Origin of the sequence: Streptomyces sp. NPDC127197 (genome assembly GCF_042672405.1) — a bacterium.
GTDB lineage: Bacteria > Actinomycetota > Actinomycetes > Streptomycetales > Streptomycetaceae > Streptomyces > Streptomyces flavusporus.
In genome coordinates, this window is the sequence record NZ_JBHXVG010000008.1 from 19,193 (window position 1) to 37,842 (window position 18,650).

Genomic DNA, 18,650 nt, shown 5'->3' on the forward strand with positions numbered 1-18,650 from the left:
CGTCCTATACGTAACGAAGGTCGGGTCATCTGGCGTGCGGGGTGGGCGGCGGGTGACGAGGCGGCCGCGGTGCCGGCGGGGTCGGATGGACACCGCGGCCGCCACCCGCGCGGACAGGGCGCGGGAGTCGGAGCGGGCTCAGCCCTTGGTGCCGCCGGCGGTGAGGCCGGTCACCAGGTTCTTCTGTACGAGGTAGAAGAACGCGGACACCGGTATCGCGATCAGCACCGCGGTCGCGGCCATCAGGTTGCGCTGGGCGTCGTGCTCGCTGACGAAGCTCTGCAGACCGACGGCGAAGGTGTACTTCTCGTCGTCCAGCAGGAACGTCGTGGCGAAGGCGACCTCACCGAAGGCGGTGATGAAGCTGTAGAAGGCGGCCACCGCGAGGCCCGGCCGGGCGAGCGGCAGGATCAGGCGCAGGAAGGTGCCGAAGGGGGACAGTCCGTCGACGCGGCCGGCCTCGTCTATCTCGAAGGGGATGGTGTCGAAGTAGCCCTTCATCAGCCAGGCGCAGTACGGCACGGCGGTGGAGCAGTAGACGAGGATCAGGCCGAGGTAGGTGTCGATGAGCTGGAGCTCCGACAGGATCTGGTACATCGGCACCATCAGGACGGCCACCGGGAACATCTGGGTGACCAGCAGCGCCCACATGAACTTCTTGTACCCGGGGAAGCGCATGCGGGAGACCGCGTAGCCGGTGGTGGCGGCGATGAGGACGCCGATGAACGTGGTGCCGAGCGAGACGACCAGCGAGCTCTTCAGCCAGTCGAAGAAGTTCGTCTCCTGGAGCACGTAGGAGTAGTTGTCGAAGGTCATCTTCGACCAGATGCGCTCGGGGTGGAGGTAGTCGTCCTTGTCCGGGCCGAGGGACAGGAAGACCAGCCAGGCGATCGGGAACAGCGCGATCAGGCTCGCGACGGTCAGGATGCCGTGCGAGGTGAGGGTCCCGAGAAGGCTGCGCTCTCCGCGCCGGCGCGTCCCGCCGGGCGCGGCGGGGGCGGGGGCCTGGTCCGCGGTGGCGGACTTCTGAACGGTCGTGGTGCTCATGGGGACTCCTGCCTCAGATCGCGAGCTGCTGCTCATTGCGGTTCAGCCAGCGGCGGTAGAAGGAGGTGAAGACGATCAGGATGGCCAGCAGCAGGATGCCGTAGGCGGCGGACTGAGCGAAGTCACGCGGCTGCTGTCCGAAGCCCAGGTAATACGCCCAGGTGACAAGAATCTGGGCGTCCGGCGCAGTGTTGCCGAAGAGCAGGAAGATCACGGCGAACTGGTTGAAGGTCCAGATCACGCCGAGCAGGACGACGGTGGAGCTGACCGACCTCAGGCCCGGCAGGGTGACGTAGCGGAACCGCTGCCAGGCGTTGGCGCCGTCCATCTCGGCGGCCTCGTACAGCGTGGAGTCGATCGACTGCAGCCCGCCGAGCAGCGAGACCATCATGAACGGCACACCGCACCAGGTGTTGACCATGATCGCGGCGAACCGCTGCCAGAAGGTGTCCTCCAGCCACTGCGGCGTCGGCAGGTGCAGGGCCTCGAGGCCGGAGTTGAGGATGCCGCCGTCTGCGAGCATGAAACGCCAGCCGAAGACGGTGACGAAGGTGGGCACGGCCCAGGGCAGAACCAGGATCAGCCGGTAGAAGGTCCGGCCGCGCAGCTTCTGGTTGAGCAGCAGGGCGAGGCCGAGACCGATGGTGTAGTGCAGGCCGACACAGGCGGCCGTCCACACGATCGTCCAGATGAAGTGCGACCAGAAACGGTCGTAGGCGGTCTCGCCCCACAGGATGTCGGCGTAGTTGTCGAAGCCGATGAACTTGTAGGTGGCCTCGATCTCGTTGACGCCGATCGTGCGGGCCGTGTTGAGGCTGTTGGCGTCGGTGAGGGTCAGATAGAAGCCGTACGCCAGCGGATACAGCACGAGGACGCCCAGCACGAGGACCACGGGGGCGATCATCGCGTAGGCGTACCAGTACTTCTGGTAGCTGCGCCTCAGGCGCTGGACCGGGCCGGGCCGGGGCCCGCGGTCACCGAGGCGCTTTCCGGTCGCTCGATCGATGGCGACTGTCATGGTTCGACAACCTTTGTGAGGGTCTGCAGATCAGGGGGTACGGCGCACAGGCCGACGGCCGCCGGATCCTTCCCCCCATGAGTCAGGAGGATCCGACGGCCGGTCGGGGTCACTTGCTGAAGTCCGGAACCAGCTTGGCGATCGAGGTCTCGGCGCTGCCGAGCCCCTCGTCCAGGGACTTCTTGCCTCCGGCGACGGCGAGCAGCTCGTCGTCGAGCGGGCCCCACAGCGAGCTGTACTCGGGCAGCGCGGGGCGCGGCTGGGCGGCGGTCAGGACGCCCTGGTAGCCGGCGATGCCGGGGTCGGCCTTGACCTCTGCGGTGTAGGCGTCGTCACGCGTGGGGAGCGTGTTGTTCTTCAGGGCGATGGTCTCCTGGGCCTTCGCCGAGGTCATGAAGTTCACGAACTTCAGCGCGGCCTGCTGGTGCGCCTCGTCGGAGCCGGCGTAGACGGAGAGGTTGTGGCCGCCGGTCGGGGCGCCCGCCTTGCCGGTGGAGCCGGCCGGGACGGTGGCGATCCCGAGGTTCTCCTTGTCCTTGAACGCGGAGCCCTTGTAGAAGTTGGTGATCTCCCAGGGGCCCTGGATGATCGAGGCGACCTTGCCGTTGACGAACGCGTCCTGGATGTGGGCGTAGGCGTCGGCGGTGGTGTCGGCCTTGTGCAGGCCCTTGCCGTCGAAGAGGTCCAGCCAGGTGCCGTACGCCTTCTTGGCCTCGGGCGAGGTCACGGTGATCTTCTTGGCGTCGGCGTCGACGGTGTCGGTGCCCTCGCCGTAGAGGAAGGACTGGGCGTAGTAGGACTGGGTGGAGCCCCAGTAGCCGTCGACGCCGGTCTTGTCCTTGATGGTGGCGGCGGCCTTCTTCAGGTCGTCCCAGGTCTTCGGGACCTCGACACCGGCCTTCTCGAAGAGGTCCTTGTTGTAGACCAGCGCGAGGGTGTCCGTGGTGAAGGGGACGCCGTAGGTCTTGCCCTCGTACTGGGCCTGCTCGATCAGGCTGGGCTGGAACTTGCTCTCCTCGGCGAGGGCCTCGGTGCCGTCCAGCGGCAGGAAGAAGCCCTTCTTGGCGAAGGCGGGGGTCCAGCCGACCTCGGAGCGCAGCACGTCCGGGGCGCCCTTGGAGCCGGCGGCCGTGTCGAACTTGTTCTGCGCCTGGTCGAAGGGCACGTTGACGTACTTGACCTTGATGTCCTTGTTGGCGGCCTCGAACTCCTTGACCAAGGCCTGGTACGTCGGCGCCTCATTCGTGGCGTTGGAGGTGTCCCACCAGGTGATGGTGACCGGACCGTCGGCCGAGTCGCCGCTGTCGTCTCCGCCGCAGGCCGTCGCCGCGAGGGCGAGGGACGCCACCAGCGCGGTGGCCGCTATGCCACGCCGCATGAGTTCTCCTTGAGGGTGTAAGCCCGTGTGCTCAGGGTGCGGTCCCGTCTACCGCCCCTGTCGACTTGCCGACTGCGCCGTTGCCGCCGCCGGGCGACGTGAACGTAACAGCGATGTAAGCGTTGCGAAAGACCTTGCAGAAAAAAAGTGCAAGGCATCACCGAAGTTATCCGCGCGTGACCAGTGGGCGATCGCCGTGAGACCGTTGTTCTGCGGGGTTGAGCGGGCACGGACCGTGTTGTGCAAGACTCTGCAAGCTCTTGCCATCCGTTTCACGAAGGGACGCCATGCCGCAGCAACCCGCAGCGCGCCGGTCAACCGCCCGCACCCGGCGTCCGATTGGTGTGCAAGGCGACATACGACCGGTACAGTCCGGTGCCGTGACCACACGGCTTGCCGACATCGCTGCTCAGGCGGGGGTGAGCGAAGCGACCGTCAGCCGCGTCCTCAACGGGAAGCCGGGCGTCGCCGCCACCACCCGCCAGTCCGTGCTGGCCGCACTGGACGTCCTCGGCTACGAGCGTCCGGTACGGCTGCGCCAGCGCAGCGCCGGTCTGGTCGGCCTGATCACCCCGGAGCTGGAGAACCCGATATTCCCTGCCCTGGCGCAGGTCATCGGCCAGGCACTGACCCGGCAGGGCTACACCCCCGTCCTCGCCACCCAGACGCCCGGCGGCTCGACCGAGGACGAGCTCACGGAGATGCTCGTCGACCGCGGCGTCGCCGGCATCATCTACGTCTCCGGCCTCCATGCGGACACCACCGCCGACATGCAGCGCTACGAGCAGCTGCGCGCCCAGGGTGTGCCGTTCGTGCTGGTCGACGGCTTCTCCCCCAAGGTGCAGGCGCCGTTCATCTCGCCCGACGACCGGGCCGCGATGACCCTGGCCGTCACGCATCTGGCGTCGCTGGGCCACACCCGGATCGGCCTGGCGCTCGGCCCGAAGCGTTTCGTTCCGGTGCAGCGCAAGATCGAGGGTTTTGTCCGGGCGATGCAGGACCAGCTGGGCCTGAGTCCGCAGACCGTCGAGTCGGACCTCATCCAGCACTCGCTGTACACCCTCGAGGGCGGTCAGGCGGCCGCCACGGCCCTGATCGCCCGGGACTGCACGGCGGTGGTGTGCGCCAGCGACATGATGGCGCTCGGTGCCATACGGGCGGCCCGGCAGCAGGGCCTGGACGTCCCGAAGGACATCTCGGTCGTGGGCTTCGACGACTCCCCCCTGATCGCCTTCACCGACCCGCCCCTGACCACGGTCCGCAAGCCGGTCCCGGCGATGGGTCAGGCCGCGGTGCGCACGCTGCTGGAGGAGATCGGCGGGACGCCGGCGCCGCACAGTGAGTTCGTGTTCATGCCGGAGCTGGTGGTGCGCGGTTCCACCGCTTCGGCCCCTGGGGACCGGAATCGTCCGTAAGGCGGAGAACCGGTGACCACCGCTAGTGCACGGGTACGATTCGCCTGCCTCTTCCCGTCGTAGAACGTGCGTCCTGAACCCGACCAGGGGATGATCGGAGCCGGAAGTCTTTTCTGGCAGACTCTGTGCCCATGGGTGACACGACCGTGACGACACCGGAAGGCCGGGAAAGAGTCCTTCCGCATCCCGTCGCGGACGAAACCGGGCGGGGAATCCTGCACCGGCTGCGCGCACCGCGCCGACCCCGGCTGTGGTTCGAGATCCTGCTGATCGCGGTGAGTTACTGGACGTACTCGCTGATCCGCAACGCGGTCCCGGAGCAGAAGGCCGAAGCGCTGCGCAACGCCGACTGGATCTGGAAGGCCGAGCAACAGCTCGGTATCGCCGTGGAGCAGTCCGTCAATCATGCCGTCAACTCGGTGACCTGGCTCATCGTCAGCATGAACTACTACTACGCGACGCTGCACTTCGTGGTGACGCTGGGCGTGCTGGTGTGGCTGTACCGCAGTCATCCCGGGCGTTACGCGGCGACGCGGCTGGTCCTCTTCGCGACGACGGGCGTGGCCCTGGTCGGTTACTACCTGTATCCGCTGGCGCCGCCACGGTTGATGAACAGCGCCGACTTCATCGACACCGTCATGGTCCATCAGACCTGGGGTTCGATGGCCTCCGGCGACCTGAAGAACATGTCCAACCAGTACGCCGCGATGCCGTCCATGCACATCGGCTGGTCCGTGTGGAGCGGGCTGACGATCTTCGCGCTGGCGACGGTTCCGTGGGTGCGGGTGCTGGGGCTGCTGTACCCGGCGGCCACCCTGGTGGTGATCGTCGCCACCGCCAACCACTTCTGGCTCGACGCCGTCGGCGGCATCCTGTGCCTCGGCTTCGGCTACGCGCTGGCGTGGGTGTGGTACGGATCATGGCCGTACGCGCTGCCGCGCCGGGTCGCGAGGGGGTCGGGTGACTCGCGGCGGGCGGGCCCGGACGATTCGCGGTCGGCGGGTCCGGGTGTTGCCCGGTCGGCGGGTCCGGACGACTCCCGGCCGGCGGGCCCGGGTGGCTCCCGGCCGCAAGAGGTGCCCGGCCCCCGCACCCGGGCTCACGCCCCGTAGAACAGCTCCTCCACCACGCCCCGCGCCCTGCGTGCCGTACGCCGGTACGCGTCCAGCATGTCGCCCACGTGGCCGGGCCCGTACCCGAGGTAGCGGCCGACCGCGGCCCGTTCACGGGGGTCCGAGGGGAAGGTGTCCCCGGCGCGTCCGCGGACCAGCATCACGGCGTTGCGCACCCGGGTGGCCAGCACCCACGCCTCGTCGAGGATCGCCGCGTCCTCGGCGGACACCAGCCCGGCCTCGCGCGCGGCTGCCAGAGCCTGGCGGGTGCGGGTCGTGCGCAGCCCGGCTTCCTGCCACCCGTGCCGCATCTGCAGCAACTGCACGCTCCACTCCACGTCGGACAGCCCGCCCGGCCCGATCTTGGTGTGCAGCTTGGGGTCGGCGCCCCGGGGCAGCCGTTCCGACTCCATCCGCGCCTTGAGCCGCCGGATCTCCCGTACGGCCTCCTCCGACAGCCCCTGCTCCGGATACCGCAGCGGATCGATCAGCTCGATGAACCGGCGCCCCAGGTCCTCGTCGCCGGCCACCGGTTCGGCCCGCAGCAGCGCCTGCGACTCCCAGACCAGGGACCAGCGGCGGTAGTACGCCTCGTACGACTTCAGCGTCCGCACCAGCGGTCCCGACTTGCCCTCGGGCCGCAGGTCCGCGTCGATCAGCAGCGGCGGATCGGAGCTCGGGATCTGCAGCAGGCGGCGCATCTCGGCGACGACCCGGCCCGCGGCCTCGGCTGCCTCCCGTTCGTCGACCCCGTCCTGCGGCTCGTGCACGAACAGCACGTCCGCGTCGGAGCCGTAGCCCAGCTCGTGCCCGCCGAACCGGCCCATGCCGATCACCGCGAACCGGGTCGGCAGGGTGTCGCCCCAGCCCTCCCGGACCACGGCCCGCAGCGTCCCGGCCAGCGTCGCCGCCGTCAGGTCGGACACCGCACCGCCGACCCGGTCCACCAGCGCCCCCTGGTCGGCCTCGACCGGCTGGGCCTCGGTGCCGTAGGAGCCGACGATGTCGGCGGCGGCGATGCGGAACAGCTCCCGGCGTCGTACCCCACGGGCCGCGGTGACCGCCTGCTCACCGCCCTCGGCCCGGCCGACGGCCGCGAGGATCTCCTGCTCCAGGTGGGCCCGCGACCGGGGCTGAAGTCCCCCGCCGTCGCCGTCGCCGAGCAGCGCCACGGCCTCCGGCGCCCGCATCAGCAGGTCGGGGGCGAGCCGGCCGGCGGACAGCACCCGGGCGAGGTTCTCCGCCGCCGCGCCCTCGTCCCGCAGCAGCCGCAGGTACCACGGCGTCTTGCCCAACGCGTCAGACACCTTGCGGAAGTTGAGTAGACCGGCGTCCGGGTCGGCGGAGTCCGCGAACCAGCCGAGCAGCACGGGCAGCAGGGTGCGCTGGATCGCGGCCTTGCGGCTGACGCCGGAGGCCAGCGCCTCCAGGTGGCGCAGGGCCGCGGCCGGGTCGGCGTAGCCCAGCGCGACCAGCCGCTCGCGAGCCGCCTCAGGACTCAACCGGGCCTCGCCGGGGGCGAGTTGGGCGACCGCGTCGAGCAGTGGCCGGTAGAAGATCTTCTCGTGCAGGCGTCGCACGACGGCGGCGTGCCGCTTCCACTCCCGGTTCAGCTCGCCGACCGGGTCCGTGCGCAGGCCGAGGGAGCGGCCGAGGCGCCGCTGGTCGGCCTCGTCCTCGGGGACGAGGTGGGTGCGGCGCAGCCGGTAGAGCTGGATGCGGTGCTCCATGGAGCGCAGGAACCGGTACGCGTCCTCCAGTTGCGCGGCGTCCGCCCGACCCACGTACCCGCCCGCGGCCAGCGCCTGCAACGCGGCCAGCGTCGTCCCGCTCCGGAGCGAGGCGTCCGCCCGCCCGTGCACCAACTGCAGCAGCTGTACGGCGAATTCGACGTCCCGCAGGCCGCCCGGGCCCAGCTTCAGTTCGCGCTCGACCTCGGCGACGGGGATGTTCTCGACGACCCTCCGACGCATCTTCTGCACGTCGGCGACGAAGTTCTCGCGCTCGGCGGCCTGCCACACCAGCGGCTCGAGGGCGGCGACGTACTCCTCGCCGAGTTCGATGTCACCGGCGACCGGGCGGGCCTTGAGCAGGGCCTGGAACTCCCAGGTCTTGGCCCAGCGTTGGTAGTAGGCGAGGTGGCTGCTGAGGGTACGGACCAGCGGACCGTTGCGGCCCTCGGGGCGGAGATTGGCGTCGACGGGCCAGATGGAACCCTCGACGGTGGTCTCGGAGCAGATCCGCATCATGTGCGAGGCGAGCCGGGTCGCGGCGCGCAGCGCCTTGCCCTCGTCGGCTCCTTCGGCGGCCTCGCCGACGAAGATGACGTCGACGTCGGAGACGTAGTTCAGCTCGTGGCCGCCGCACTTGCCCATCGCGATGACGGCGAGCCGGCACAGCACGGCGTCGTCGGGCGCGGCGGCGCGGGCGATGCCGAGGGCGGCGCGCAGGGTGGCGGTGGCCAGGTCGGCGAGCTCGGCCGCGGTCTGGGCGACGTCGATCGTGCCGCACACGTCCCGCGCGGCGATGGACAGCAGACAGCGCCGGTAGGCGACGCGCAGTGTGACCGGGTCGGTGGCCTCGGCCAGGCCCCGCTCGAACTCCGTCACTCCGGGGTGCAGGTCCCGCGGCTCGTAGGTGACGAGGGCCTGCCAGTCGCCGGCGTGCCGGGCGAGGTGGTCGGCGAGGGCGGCCGAGGCGCCGAGCACACCGAGGAGACGGTCGCGCAGCGGCTTGGACGCGGTCAGGGTGTCGAGCAGTTCACGGCGTGCGGTGGGGGCGGGCTGGGCCTCCAGCAGGCGTACCAGACCGTGCAGGGCCAGGTCCGGGTCGGCGGTGGCGCCCAGTGCCTCCAGCAGCACCGGGTCGTCGCGCAGGCCCGTGAGCTCCACGCCGGACAGGAGCCGCTCGGCGGCGGCGGGATCGGTGAAGCCGTGCCGCAGCAGCCGCGTGAAGGTACTGCTTCTGCGCCCCGGCGTCATCCTCGCCCTCCCGTTCGGATCAACGTGCCACGAGCTGAGCCTAACCGGACTGCCCGCGTCGGGCTCCGATGAGTTCTGTGGGCGTAGGGGGTCTGCCCTGTCGAGGACCTTCAGGAGGCAGCTCATGATCGTCAAGCAACCACAGACCCGTCTCGACCAGCGCTACAGCGACGAGTCGGCCACCGCGACCTCCTGGCCGGACGCCGAGGCGCTGCTCGCCGGATCCGAGCTGTTCTGGATCTCGACGGTACGCCCCGACGGACGGCCGCATGTGACCCCCCTGCTCGCCGTCTGGTCGGACGGCCGGCTGCACTTCTGCACCGGCCCCGAGGAGCGCAAGGCGCAGAACCTCGCCGCGAACCCGCACGTCGTGCTCACCACCGGCACCAACACCTGGAACAAGGGGTACGACCTGGTGGTCGAGGGCGAGGCGGTACGGATCACCGACGACGCCCGGCTGCGCGAACTGGCCGCCGCGTGGGAGGCGAAGTACGGCAGTGTCTGGCACTTCGACGTGGCGGACGGCTGCTTCCGGCACAGTGCGGGACACGCTTACGTCTACTCGGTGGCGCCGCGGACGGTTTTCGGCTTCGGTAAGGACGAGCCGTTCAGCCAGACCCGTTGGCGATTCCCTTTGGAGGACCAGCCATGGACTTCACACTCGAAGTGATCCCGCTGCCCGTGAGCGACATCGACCGGGCCCGCGACTTCTACCGGGACAAGGTCGGCTTCCACGTCGACATCGACCAGGAGGTCATGCCGGGCATGCGCATCGTCCAGCTGACGCCTCCGGGCTCGGGCTGTTCGATCGCCCTCGGCGACAGCATCTGGGACCTGACCAAGGGCGAGACCAAGCCCGAGCCCGGCTCCTACCAGGGCCTCCAGCTCTGTGTCGCCGACATCAAGGCGGCCCGCGCGGAACTGGTCGAACGGGGCCTGGAGATCTCCGAGCCGGTCCAGTACTCCCCCGACGACGGCGCGACGTTCATGTACTTCAAGGACCCCGACGGCAACGGCTGGTCGATCCAGGAGTACCGCCGCAGGGCTACGGAGCCGCTGCACCAGGTGCTGGCGGAGTTGAAGCGGCAGTAGGGTCAGGGCACCTTCTCGCCGGGGTGTCGCTCCTACGTGGCGGGCATATTGTCCGCATATGGGTGGTACTCGGTGCGGCCGGTGCGGTGCGCCGTCGCAGAAGCGGTCGGTACGGCCCGGAGGATGGTGAGAGCGTGCAGGACCCTGCCGGCTTCGTCGCTGCCGCGAGCTTCGGCCCGGAGCTGGTGGACCTCGCTCTGGCCCGGGTCGTGTCGGAGACCGGCGCGTCCGCGGGCTTTGTGTATCTGCTGCCGCCGGGCGAGCGGGTGCTGCGGCTGGCGGTGCTCAGCGGGGACTCACCGGAGCTCATCGCCCCGTGGGCGCAGGTGCGGCTCACCGCCCCGGTCCCGGTGGCCGACGCGGTGCGCGAGCGGCGCCTGGTGTGGCTCGGCAGCCAGGAAGAGCTGGCGCGCCGCTACCCGCAGTCCGCGCTCGTGCTGCCCTATCACCTGGCGGTGGCCGCCGCACCGATCACCACCGACACCACCGTCTGGGGCGGCCTGGTGCTGCGGTGGCCCGGCTCGCACCCGCCGCAGCTGCCCTCGCAGGAGCGCGATGCGCTCCTTGCCTGCTGCCACCGCCTGGGCCTGCTCCTGCAGCAGGCCGCCGACGGTGACCACCCGGTGCTGCCCGAGCCCGAGCCGCGAGTGGTCCCCCCGCTGCACTCCCGCCCCAAGCCGGTCCAGGAGACGGCCGCAGCCGACTTCGCCGAGCGCCTGCCCGGAGGCTGCTGCACGCTGAACCCGGGGGGCCGGATCACCTTCCTCACCCGCGCCGCCGCCGACCTCCTCGGAGCCGACGTCCCCGGCCTGTTGGGCGCCCGGCCCTGGGAGGCCCTGCCGTGGCTGGACGACCCGGTCGTCGAAGACCGCTACCGGGCCGCAGTCTTCAGCCGCCAGCCCACCTCCTTCACCGCCCTGCGCCCACCGGACCACTGGCTGTCCTTCCGCCTCTACCCGGACCCGTCCGGCATCAGCGTCCGCATCATCCCCACCGCCACGGCCCATGATCCGGACGTTTCAGGGGTGCTGCACCCCGCTCCCCCCGCCACGCCGGGCCGGACGGCCACGCTCTACCACCTGCTGCACCTGGCGGCCACGCTCACCGAGGCCGTCGGGGTGCGGGACGTGGTCGACCGGGTCGCCGACCAGCTCCTGCCCGCCTTCGGCGCCCAGGCCCTTGCCCTGATGACGACGCAGGAGGACCGGCTGCGGATCATCGGCTACCGCGGCTACGCCGCCGAGCTCATGGACCGCTTCGACGCCCTCCCCCTGACCTCGGACACCCCCGCCGTGCACGTCCTGACCACCGGCATCCCCAGCTTCTTCGCCACCTTCGAGGACCTCAAACGCGCCTATCCCCCCGCCGTCCGGCAGGACGAGATGGGCGCCTGGGCCTTTCTGCCCCTGATCACCTCCGGCCGCCCCGTCGGTTCGCTGGTACTCGCCTACGCCCGGCCCCATCCCTTCGCCCCGGAGGAACGGGCCATCCTCACCTCCACCGCCGGACTGGTCGCCCAGGCTCTGGACCGGGCCCGCCTCTACGACGCCAAACACCAGCTCGCCCACAGCTTGCAGACCGCCCTGCTGCCCCAGGCCCTCCCCCGCATCCCCGGCCTGGACGTGGCCGCCCGCTACCTCCCCACCGCCCGCGGCATCGACATCGGCGGCGACTTCTACGACTTCATTTGCCTCGACGAGGCAACCGCCGCCGCGGCCATCGGCGACGTCCAAGGCCACAACGTGAACGCCGCCGCCCTCATGGGGCAGGTCCGCACCGCCGTCCACGCCACCGCCGGCGCACCCCCGGCGAGGTCCTGGCCCGCACCAACCGCCTGCTCACCGACCTGGACCCCGGCCTGTTCACCAGCTGCCTCTACGCCCATCTCGACCTGGCGCGCCACCGCGCCCACCTGGCCACCGCCGGCCACCCCCCGCCGCTGCTGCGCTACCCCGACGGGCACACCGAGGTCCTCGACCTGCCGCCCGGACTCCTGCTGGGCATCGATCCGGCCGCCGACTACCCGGCGACCGAGATCCCCCTGCCACCCGGTGCCGTGCTCGCCCTGTACACCGACGGCCTCGTCGAAACCCCCGGCACCGACCTCGGCGAGGCCATCGCCGGCCTCGCCGACCAGCTCGCCCAGTCCCGGGGGCAGAGCATGGACGCCCTCGCCGAGACCCTCGTCCACCACGCCCAGCGGTCGGCATCCCACGGCGACGACATCGCCCTGCTCCTCATCCATCCGCACCAGGACGGCGGCTGACACGAGACGGCCCAGGGCCAGTGAGACGACTCAGGGCCGACGGTTCGAGACCGTCGGCCCTGGCTGCCGTGCAAGCGGGATACCCGCGCTGACCTGCGCTTACAGCACCGGCAGATTCTTCCGCAGCTCGAACGCCGTCACCTCGGAGCGGTACTCGTACCACTCCTGCCGCTTGTTGCGCAGGAAGAAGTCGAAGACGTGCTCGCCCAGCGTCTCGGCGACCAGATCGCTGCGCTCCATGAGGCCGAGCGCCTCCCCCAGGTTCTGCGGCAGCGGCTCGATCCCCATCGCCCGGCGCTCCGCATCGGACAGCGCCCACACGTCGTCCTCGGCGCCCGGCGGCAGTTCGTAGCCCTCCTCGATGCCCTTGAGACCGGCGGCGAGGAGCACGGCGTACGCCAGGTACGGATTCGCGCCGGAGTCCAGCGACCGCACCTCGACCCGCGCGGACCCGGTCTTCCCCGGCTTGTACATCGGCACCCGCACCAGCGCCGACCGGTTGTTGTGCCCCCAGCAGATGTACGACGGCGCCTCACCGCCCGCGCCGGCCGTGCGCTCGGAGCCGCCCCAGATGCGCTTGTAGGAGTTCACCCACTGGTTGGTGACCGCCGAGATCTCCGCCGCGTGCCGCAGCAGGCCCGCGATGAAGGAACGGCCGACCTTGGACAGCTGGTACTCGGCGCCGGACTCGTAGAACGCGTTCCGGTCGCCCTCGAACAGCGACAGGTGCGTGTGCATACCGGAGCCCGGGTGCTCGGAGAACGGTTTCGGCATGAAGGTCGCCTGCAGGTTCTGCTCAAGCGCCACCTGCTTCATGACCAGGCGGAACGTCATGACGTTGTCCGCGGTGGACAGCGCGTCCGCGTACCGGAGGTCGATCTCCTGCTGGCCCGGCGCGCCCTCGTGGTGGGAGAACTCGACGGAGATGCCCATCGACTCCAGCATGGTGATCGCCTGGCGGCGGAAGTCCATGCCGACGTTGGTCGGGGTGTGGTCGAAGTAGCCGGAGTTGTCGGCGGGGGTGGGCACCGAGCCGTCGACCGGCTTGTTCTTCAGCAGGAAGAACTCGATCTCCGGGTGGGTGTAGAAGGTGAAGCCGAGGTCGGAGGCGCGGGCGAGGGCGCGCTTGAGGACGTAGCGCGGGTCGGCGAAGGAGGGGGAGCCGTCCGGCATGAGGATGTCGCAGAACATCCGGGCCGTGCCCGGGGTCTCCGCGCGCCACGGCAGGATCTGGAACGTCGACGGATCGGGCTTGGCGATCATGTCGGACTCGTACACCCGGGCGAAGCCCTCGATGGCGGAGCCGTCGAAGCCGATGCCCTCGTCGAAGGCCTGCTCCAGTTCGGCCGGGGCCACGGCCACGGACTTGAGGAAACCCAGCACGTCCGTGAACCACAGGCGTACGAACCGGATGTCGCGCTCCTCCAACGTCCGGAGCACGAACTCCTGCTGCTTGTCCATCTTCCGCTTCCCCATCCTTGCTGGTCAGGCCGCCTGTCTCCCGCACCACGGGAGGCGGTCGGGCACCTGAGCATCCCACCACAACACCATTTCATGCGCGTTGCGGACCTTGATCGCCCGGCCGACCCTGGCCTGAACGCCTCGCGTACGGCAGGTGTACGGCTGTGCTGCCCATCTTGCCTGCTCGCACCGACATCCGTAATGCCCGTCCGGAGGCCACCGGGATCGGGCCGTTCCCGGTCCGTTCCTGTGCCCTCCCTACGGCCCGGCCCACCTCCCCCATTACGATCAGCCCACCCGACTTCCTCCCGTTCCCCAGAAGGGCCGGCCTCATGGGTTCCGCCAAGAACAAGAGCAGTTCGGCGCGCGCGGCGCGCATAGAGGAGATGCGGCGCGCGGAGCGTGCCCGTGAGCGGCGCAACCGGATCCTCACGATCGCGGCGAGTGTGGTGGTCGTCGCCGGTCTCGTCGTCGGTGGCGTGGTCCTGGTCCAGTCGCAGTCCGACGACTCCGACGAGGCGGCGAGCGACTCGAAGACCACCGGCAAGTTCGTCACGGGCGCGGACGGCGTGAAGACGTGGGAGGGCGACCTGGCCCGCAACCACGTCACCAAGACCGTGTCGTACCCGGTGGAGCCCCCGGTCGGCGGCGACCACCACCAGGTGTGGATGAACTGCAACGGCGACGTCTACACCGAGGAGATCCCCAACGTGAACGCCGTGCACTCGCTGGAGCACGGCGCGGTCTGGGTGACGTACACGAGCAAGGCCTCCAAGGACGACGTGGACGCGCTGGCGGCGAAGGTGAAGAAGACGCCGTACACGCTGATGAGCCCGGACGAGAAGCAGAAGGACCCGATCATGCTGACGGCGTGGGGCCACCAGCGGACGGTGACCGGCGCGGACGACCCGAACGTCGACAAGTTCCTCGCGAAGTACGTCCAGGGTGAGCAGACTCCCGAGCCGGGGGCCGCCTGCACGGGCGGGCTGTCGAAGTGAGGCGTGCGCGGGCCGGCCGGATCGCGGGGGCCGCGGCGGCGCTGCTCGTCGCGGTCGGCGGGATCACGTACGCGGTCGCCGGGGACGGCGGCTCGGACACCGCCGTGCCGGCCGCCGACTCCGCGGACGCCGGCTTCGCGCGCGACATGGCGGTGCACCACCAGCAGGCCGTGGAGATGTCGTACATCGTGCGCGACCGCACCGACGACGAGGAGGTGCGGCTGCTGGCGTACGACATCGCGCAGACGCAGGCCAACCAGCGCGGCATGCTGCTGGGCTGGCTGGACCTGTGGGGGCTGCCGAAGGTGTCGGCGCAGCCGATGGCCTGGATGGGCATGAGCGGCATGGCGTCCGGCGAGGACGGGGCGCTGATGCCGGGGATGGCCACCAACACCGAGATGAAGCGGCTGGGGCAGCTCGACGGACGGCAGGCCGAGGTCTTCTTCCTCCAGCTCATGACGGACCATCACCAGGGCGGTATCCATATGGCGGAGAGCTGTGTCGACAAGTGCACGGTCGGGGTGGAGAAACGGCTGGCGCAGGGGATGGTCGACGCCCAGGAGTCGGAGATCCGGCTCATGGCGGACCTGCTGAAGGAGCGGGGCGCGAAGCCGCGGCCGTAGTGCCGTGGCCCACACCGGCCACCACCCCATCGCGTCGCTCTGACGATTACACTGGGCCCGTGCCTCAACTACGTCTCGCCCTGAACCAGATCGACTCGCGTGTCGGCGACCTCGCCGGGAACACGGAGACGATCCTTCGCTGGACCCGGCACTCCGCCGAGCGGGGAGCGCATCTCGTGGCGTTCCCGGAGATGGCGCTGACCGGGTATCCCGTCGAGGACCTGGCCCTGCGTTCCTCCTTCGTCGAGGCGTCCCGCGCGGCCCTGCGCTCGCTCGCCGCCCGGCTCGCCGAGGAGGGTTTCGGGGAGCTGCCGGTGATCGTCGGCTATCTCGACCGCAGCGAGACCGCCCAGCCGAAGTACGGCCAGCCGGCCGGCGCCCCGCAGAACGCGGGGGCGGTGCTGTACGGCGGCGAGGTGGCGCTCACCTACGCCAAGCACCACCTGCCGAACTACGGCGTCTTCGACGAGTTCCGGTACTTCGTGCCCGGCGACACCATGCCGGTCGTGCGGGTGCGCGGCGTCGACGTGGCGCTGGCCATCTGTGAGGACCTGTGGCAGGACGGCGGCCGGGTGCCGGCGGCACGGTCCGCCCGGGCCGGGCTGCTGCTGTCCATCAACGCCTCGCCGTACGAGCGTGACAAGGACGACACCCGCCTCGAGCTGGTGCGCAAGCGCGCCCAGGAGGCCGGCTGCACCACCGCCTACCTCGCCATGATCGGCGGGCAGGACGAGCTGGTCTTCGACGGCGACTCGATCGTCGTGGACCGGGACGGGGAGGTCGTGGCGCGGGCGCCGCAGTTCGCCGAGGGCTGCGTGGTGCTCGACCTGGACCTGCCCGCGGCCTCCCCCGACGCCCCGACGGGCGTGGTGGACGACGGGCTGCGCATCGACCGCCTGGTGCTGTCCGAGGAGCCCCTGCCGGCGTACGAGCCGACGCAGACGGGCGGATACGCCGAGCGCCTCGACGACGACGAGGAGGTGTACTCGGCGCTGGTGGTGGGCCTGCGTGCGTATGTCGCGAAGAACGGCTTCACGTCGGTCCTGATCGGCCTGTCCGGCGGCATCGACTCGGCGCTGGTCGCGGCGATCGCGTGCGACGCGGTCGGCGCGCAGCACGTGTACGGCGTGTCCATGCCGTCGAAGTACTCCTCGGACCACTCCAAGGGCGACGCGGCGGAGCTGGCTCGGCGTACGGGTCTGAACTTCCGGACCGTCCCGATCGAGCCGATGTTCGACGCGTACATGGGGTCGCTGGGCCTGACCGGCCTCGCGGAGGAGAACCTCCAGGCGCGGTTGCGCGGCACGACGCTGATGGCGATCTCGAACCAGGAGGGCCACATCGTTCTGGCCCCCGGCAACAAGTCGGAGCTCGCGGTCGGCTACTCGACCCTGTACGGCGACGCGGTGGGCGCGTACGGCCCCATCAAGGACGTCTACAAGACGTCGGTCTTCCGTCTGGCCAAGTGGCGCAACAAGGCGGCCGAGGAGCGGGGCCAGACCCCGCCCATCCCGGAGGCCTCCATCACCAAGCCGCCGAGCGCGGAGCTGCGGCCGGGCCAGGTCGACACCGACTCCCTGCCGGACTACCCCGTCCTGGACGCGATTCTCGAGCGGTACGTGGACCGGGACGAGGGCGCCGACACGATCGTCGCCGCCGGCTTCGACCCCGCACTGGTCACCAAGACCCTGCGCATGGTCGACACCGCCGAGTACAAGCGCCGCCAGTACCCACCGGGCACAAAGATCTCCCCGAAGGGCTTCGGCAAGGACCGCCGCCTCCCGATCACCAACGGGTGGCGGGAGACGGCGTAGCTGCGCACCTACGCAGCTGCGGCAGCCGCGCCGCCGCAACCGCCGCAGCTGCGGGCAGTCGTGCCTCCCCCAGAGGGGGACCCCCAGGGCGGCACGGGTGGGCGCAGCGGCACCCCCGTAGCGCCGGGCTGCGCGACCCACCCCCGCCCAGCCCGGCGCCGGACGCCGATCAGAGATGCAGCTCCTGCGCAGAGGCCTCCGGCACATGCGACGCCACCAGCCGCTCACGCCCCGCCGACACAACAGCCCGACGCCGGTCCACCCCGTACGCCGTCCCGGCCACCACCAGCCCCAGCACCGCAAGCACCGCCCCCGCCGTAGCCGGCGACGTCACACCGAACCCCGCCGCCAAGGCGAGCCCACCGATCCACGCCCCACCCGCGTTGGCCAGGTTGAACGCCGCCTGGTTGGCCGAGGACGCCAGCGACGGCGCCGCAGCAGCCTTCTCCATGACCATCAGCTGAAGCGGGGACCCGGTCACGAACGCCGCCGTCCCGAGCAGCGCCACACCGAGCGCGGCGCTCCACTGCGCCTCCATGAGCAGCGGGAAGAGGCCGAGCACCACCACGAGCGAGGCCAGGCCGCCGAACAGCGTGCCCCGCATCGCGTGGTCGGCGAGCCGCCCGCCCAGCAGGTTGCCGATCGTCGCGCCGACGCCGAACAGCGCCAGCAGCAGCGTCACGCTGGTCTCGGCGTACCCGGCGGAGTCGGTGAGCATCGGCGTGATGTAGCTGTACGCGGCGAAGAGCGCACCGAAGCCGGCGACCGTCGTGCCGAGCGCCAGCCACACCGGCAGCGAGCGCAGTGCGGCCAGTTCGCCGCGCAGGCCGGTGGTGGAGGCGTGGGCGTGGTCGTGCGGGATCAGCAGGGCCAGCGACGCTATCGCCGCCACGCCGATCGCGCTGACGCCGAGGAAGGTCGCCCGCCAGCCGAGGTGCTGGCCCATGAGGGTGGCGACCGGGACGCCCGCGATGTTGGCGACGGTGAGGCCGAGGAACATCAGCGAGACGGAGCGGGCCTTGCGCTCGGGCGCGACCATGGCGGTGGCGACGACGGCGCCCACGCCGAAGAAGGCGCCGTGCGGCAGGCCGCTCAGGAAGCGGGCGGCCAGCAGCCAGTGATGGTCGGGGGCGAAGGCCGAGAGGGCGTTGCCCACCACGAAGAGGACCATCAGGCCGATGAGCACGGTGCGGCGGGACATGCGCGCGGTGACGGCGGCCAGCAGCGGGGCGCCGATGACGACGCCCAGCGCGTACGCGGAGACCAGGTGTCCGGCGCTGGGGATGGAGATGTGCAGGTCGTCCGCGACGTCGGGCAGCAGGCCCATCATCACGAATTCGGTCGTGCCGATGCCGAAGGCGCCGACGGCCAGAGCGAGCAGGGCCAGGGGCATGAAGGGGCCTGTGCCTTTCAGAGCGGGGTTCCGTCCATCATATGTTCAAGTA

Annotated in this window: 13 protein-coding genes and 1 pseudogene; 8 read left to right on the forward strand and 6 right to left on the reverse strand. The window is 70.5% G+C overall.

Translation table 11 applies throughout. The features are described 5' to 3' along the window. Positions 1-138: 138 nt before the first annotated feature. The 3 genes from ACFVJQ_RS14730 to ACFVJQ_RS14740 form a co-directional block, all read right to left on the reverse strand. Positions 139-1,047, reverse strand: coding sequence for a sugar ABC transporter permease (locus tag ACFVJQ_RS14730; protein ID WP_385783888.1), 909 nt, complete (start codon positions 1,045-1,047; stop codon positions 139-141). 13 nt (positions 1,048-1,060) lie between these two features. Continuing rightward, positions 1,061-2,065 (reverse strand): carbohydrate ABC transporter permease, encoded by a 1,005-nt coding sequence (locus ACFVJQ_RS14735; RefSeq protein WP_224734836.1) that lies wholly within the window; start codon positions 2,063-2,065, stop codon positions 1,061-1,063. Positions 2,066-2,174: 109 nt separating this feature from the next. Beyond that, positions 2,175-3,443, reverse strand: a complete 1,269-nt coding sequence (locus tag ACFVJQ_RS14740; protein WP_385511844.1) for an extracellular solute-binding protein — start codon at positions 3,441-3,443, stop codon at positions 2,175-2,177. 380 nt (positions 3,444-3,823) lie between these two features. Here ACFVJQ_RS14740 and ACFVJQ_RS14745 point away from each other — a divergent pair, with 380 nt between their 5' ends. Further along, entirely contained in the window at positions 3,824-4,858 is a 1,035-nt protein-coding gene (locus tag ACFVJQ_RS14745) for a LacI family DNA-binding transcriptional regulator (RefSeq protein WP_224734838.1), read from the forward strand. A 131-nt stretch (positions 4,859-4,989) separates the two neighbouring features. Then, positions 4,990-5,970: a phosphatase PAP2 family protein gene (locus tag ACFVJQ_RS14750; RefSeq protein WP_385783893.1), complete on the forward strand. Its 981-nt coding sequence runs from the start codon at positions 4,990-4,992 to the stop codon at positions 5,968-5,970. Here the strand turns inward: ACFVJQ_RS14750 and ACFVJQ_RS14755 are convergent. Next, positions 5,958-8,951, reverse strand: coding sequence for a bifunctional [glutamine synthetase] adenylyltransferase/[glutamine synthetase]-adenylyl-L-tyrosine phosphorylase (locus ACFVJQ_RS14755; RefSeq protein ID WP_385511848.1), 2,994 nt, complete (start codon positions 8,949-8,951; stop codon positions 5,958-5,960). The genes ACFVJQ_RS14750 and ACFVJQ_RS14755 overlap by 13 nt on opposite strands. Positions 8,952-9,075: 124 nt before the next feature. On the opposite strand from ACFVJQ_RS14755, the gene ACFVJQ_RS14760 reads away from it, so the two are divergent. From ACFVJQ_RS14760 to ACFVJQ_RS14770, 3 genes and pseudogenes are all read left to right on the forward strand, one after another. After that, positions 9,076-9,621: a pyridoxamine 5'-phosphate oxidase family protein gene (locus tag ACFVJQ_RS14760; RefSeq protein ID WP_385511849.1), complete on the forward strand. Its 546-nt coding sequence runs from the start codon at positions 9,076-9,078 to the stop codon at positions 9,619-9,621. Continuing rightward, positions 9,600-10,043 carry a VOC family protein gene (locus ACFVJQ_RS14765; RefSeq protein WP_385511850.1) on the forward strand — a complete coding sequence of 148 codons (444 nt, stop codon included), beginning with the start codon at positions 9,600-9,602 and terminating at the stop codon, positions 10,041-10,043. The genes ACFVJQ_RS14760 and ACFVJQ_RS14765 overlap by 22 nt, the downstream gene beginning before the upstream one ends. 134 nt (positions 10,044-10,177) lie before the next feature. Next, positions 10,178-12,309, forward strand: a pseudogene (locus ACFVJQ_RS14770) (SpoIIE family protein phosphatase). A 99-nt stretch (positions 12,310-12,408) separates the two neighbouring features. On the opposite strand, the gene glnA reads toward ACFVJQ_RS14770, so the two are convergent. Continuing rightward, positions 12,409-13,770, reverse strand: coding sequence for a type I glutamate--ammonia ligase (gene glnA, locus ACFVJQ_RS14775; protein ID WP_385511877.1), 1,362 nt, complete (start codon positions 13,768-13,770; stop codon positions 12,409-12,411). Positions 13,771-14,102: 332 nt separating this feature from the next. Between glnA and ACFVJQ_RS14780 the strand changes: the two genes are divergently transcribed. From ACFVJQ_RS14780 to ACFVJQ_RS14790, 3 genes are read left to right on the forward strand one after another with little or no spacing between them, the layout of a single operon-like run. After that, on the forward strand, positions 14,103-14,768 hold the full coding sequence (locus ACFVJQ_RS14780) for a DUF3105 domain-containing protein (RefSeq protein WP_385511879.1): 666 nt from the start codon (positions 14,103-14,105) through the stop codon (positions 14,766-14,768). After that, entirely contained in the window at positions 14,765-15,391 is a 627-nt protein-coding gene (locus ACFVJQ_RS14785) for a DUF305 domain-containing protein (RefSeq protein ID WP_385511880.1), read from the forward strand. Before ACFVJQ_RS14780 ends, ACFVJQ_RS14785 begins: the two co-directional genes overlap by 4 nt. A gap of 59 nt (positions 15,392-15,450) precedes the next feature. Next, positions 15,451-17,205 carry an NAD+ synthase gene (locus tag ACFVJQ_RS14790; RefSeq protein ID WP_385511882.1) on the forward strand — a complete coding sequence of 585 codons (1,755 nt, stop codon included), beginning with the start codon at positions 15,451-15,453 and terminating at the stop codon, positions 17,203-17,205. Between the two features lie 169 nt (positions 17,206-17,374). Here the strand turns inward: ACFVJQ_RS14790 and ACFVJQ_RS14795 are convergent, their stop codons facing one another. Beyond that, the gene (locus ACFVJQ_RS14795; protein WP_385511883.1) at positions 17,375-18,598 is read right to left on the reverse strand and encodes an MFS transporter; all 1,224 of its coding nucleotides are present in this window, start codon (positions 18,596-18,598) and stop codon (positions 17,375-17,377) included. Positions 18,599-18,650: the final 52 nt, after the last annotated feature.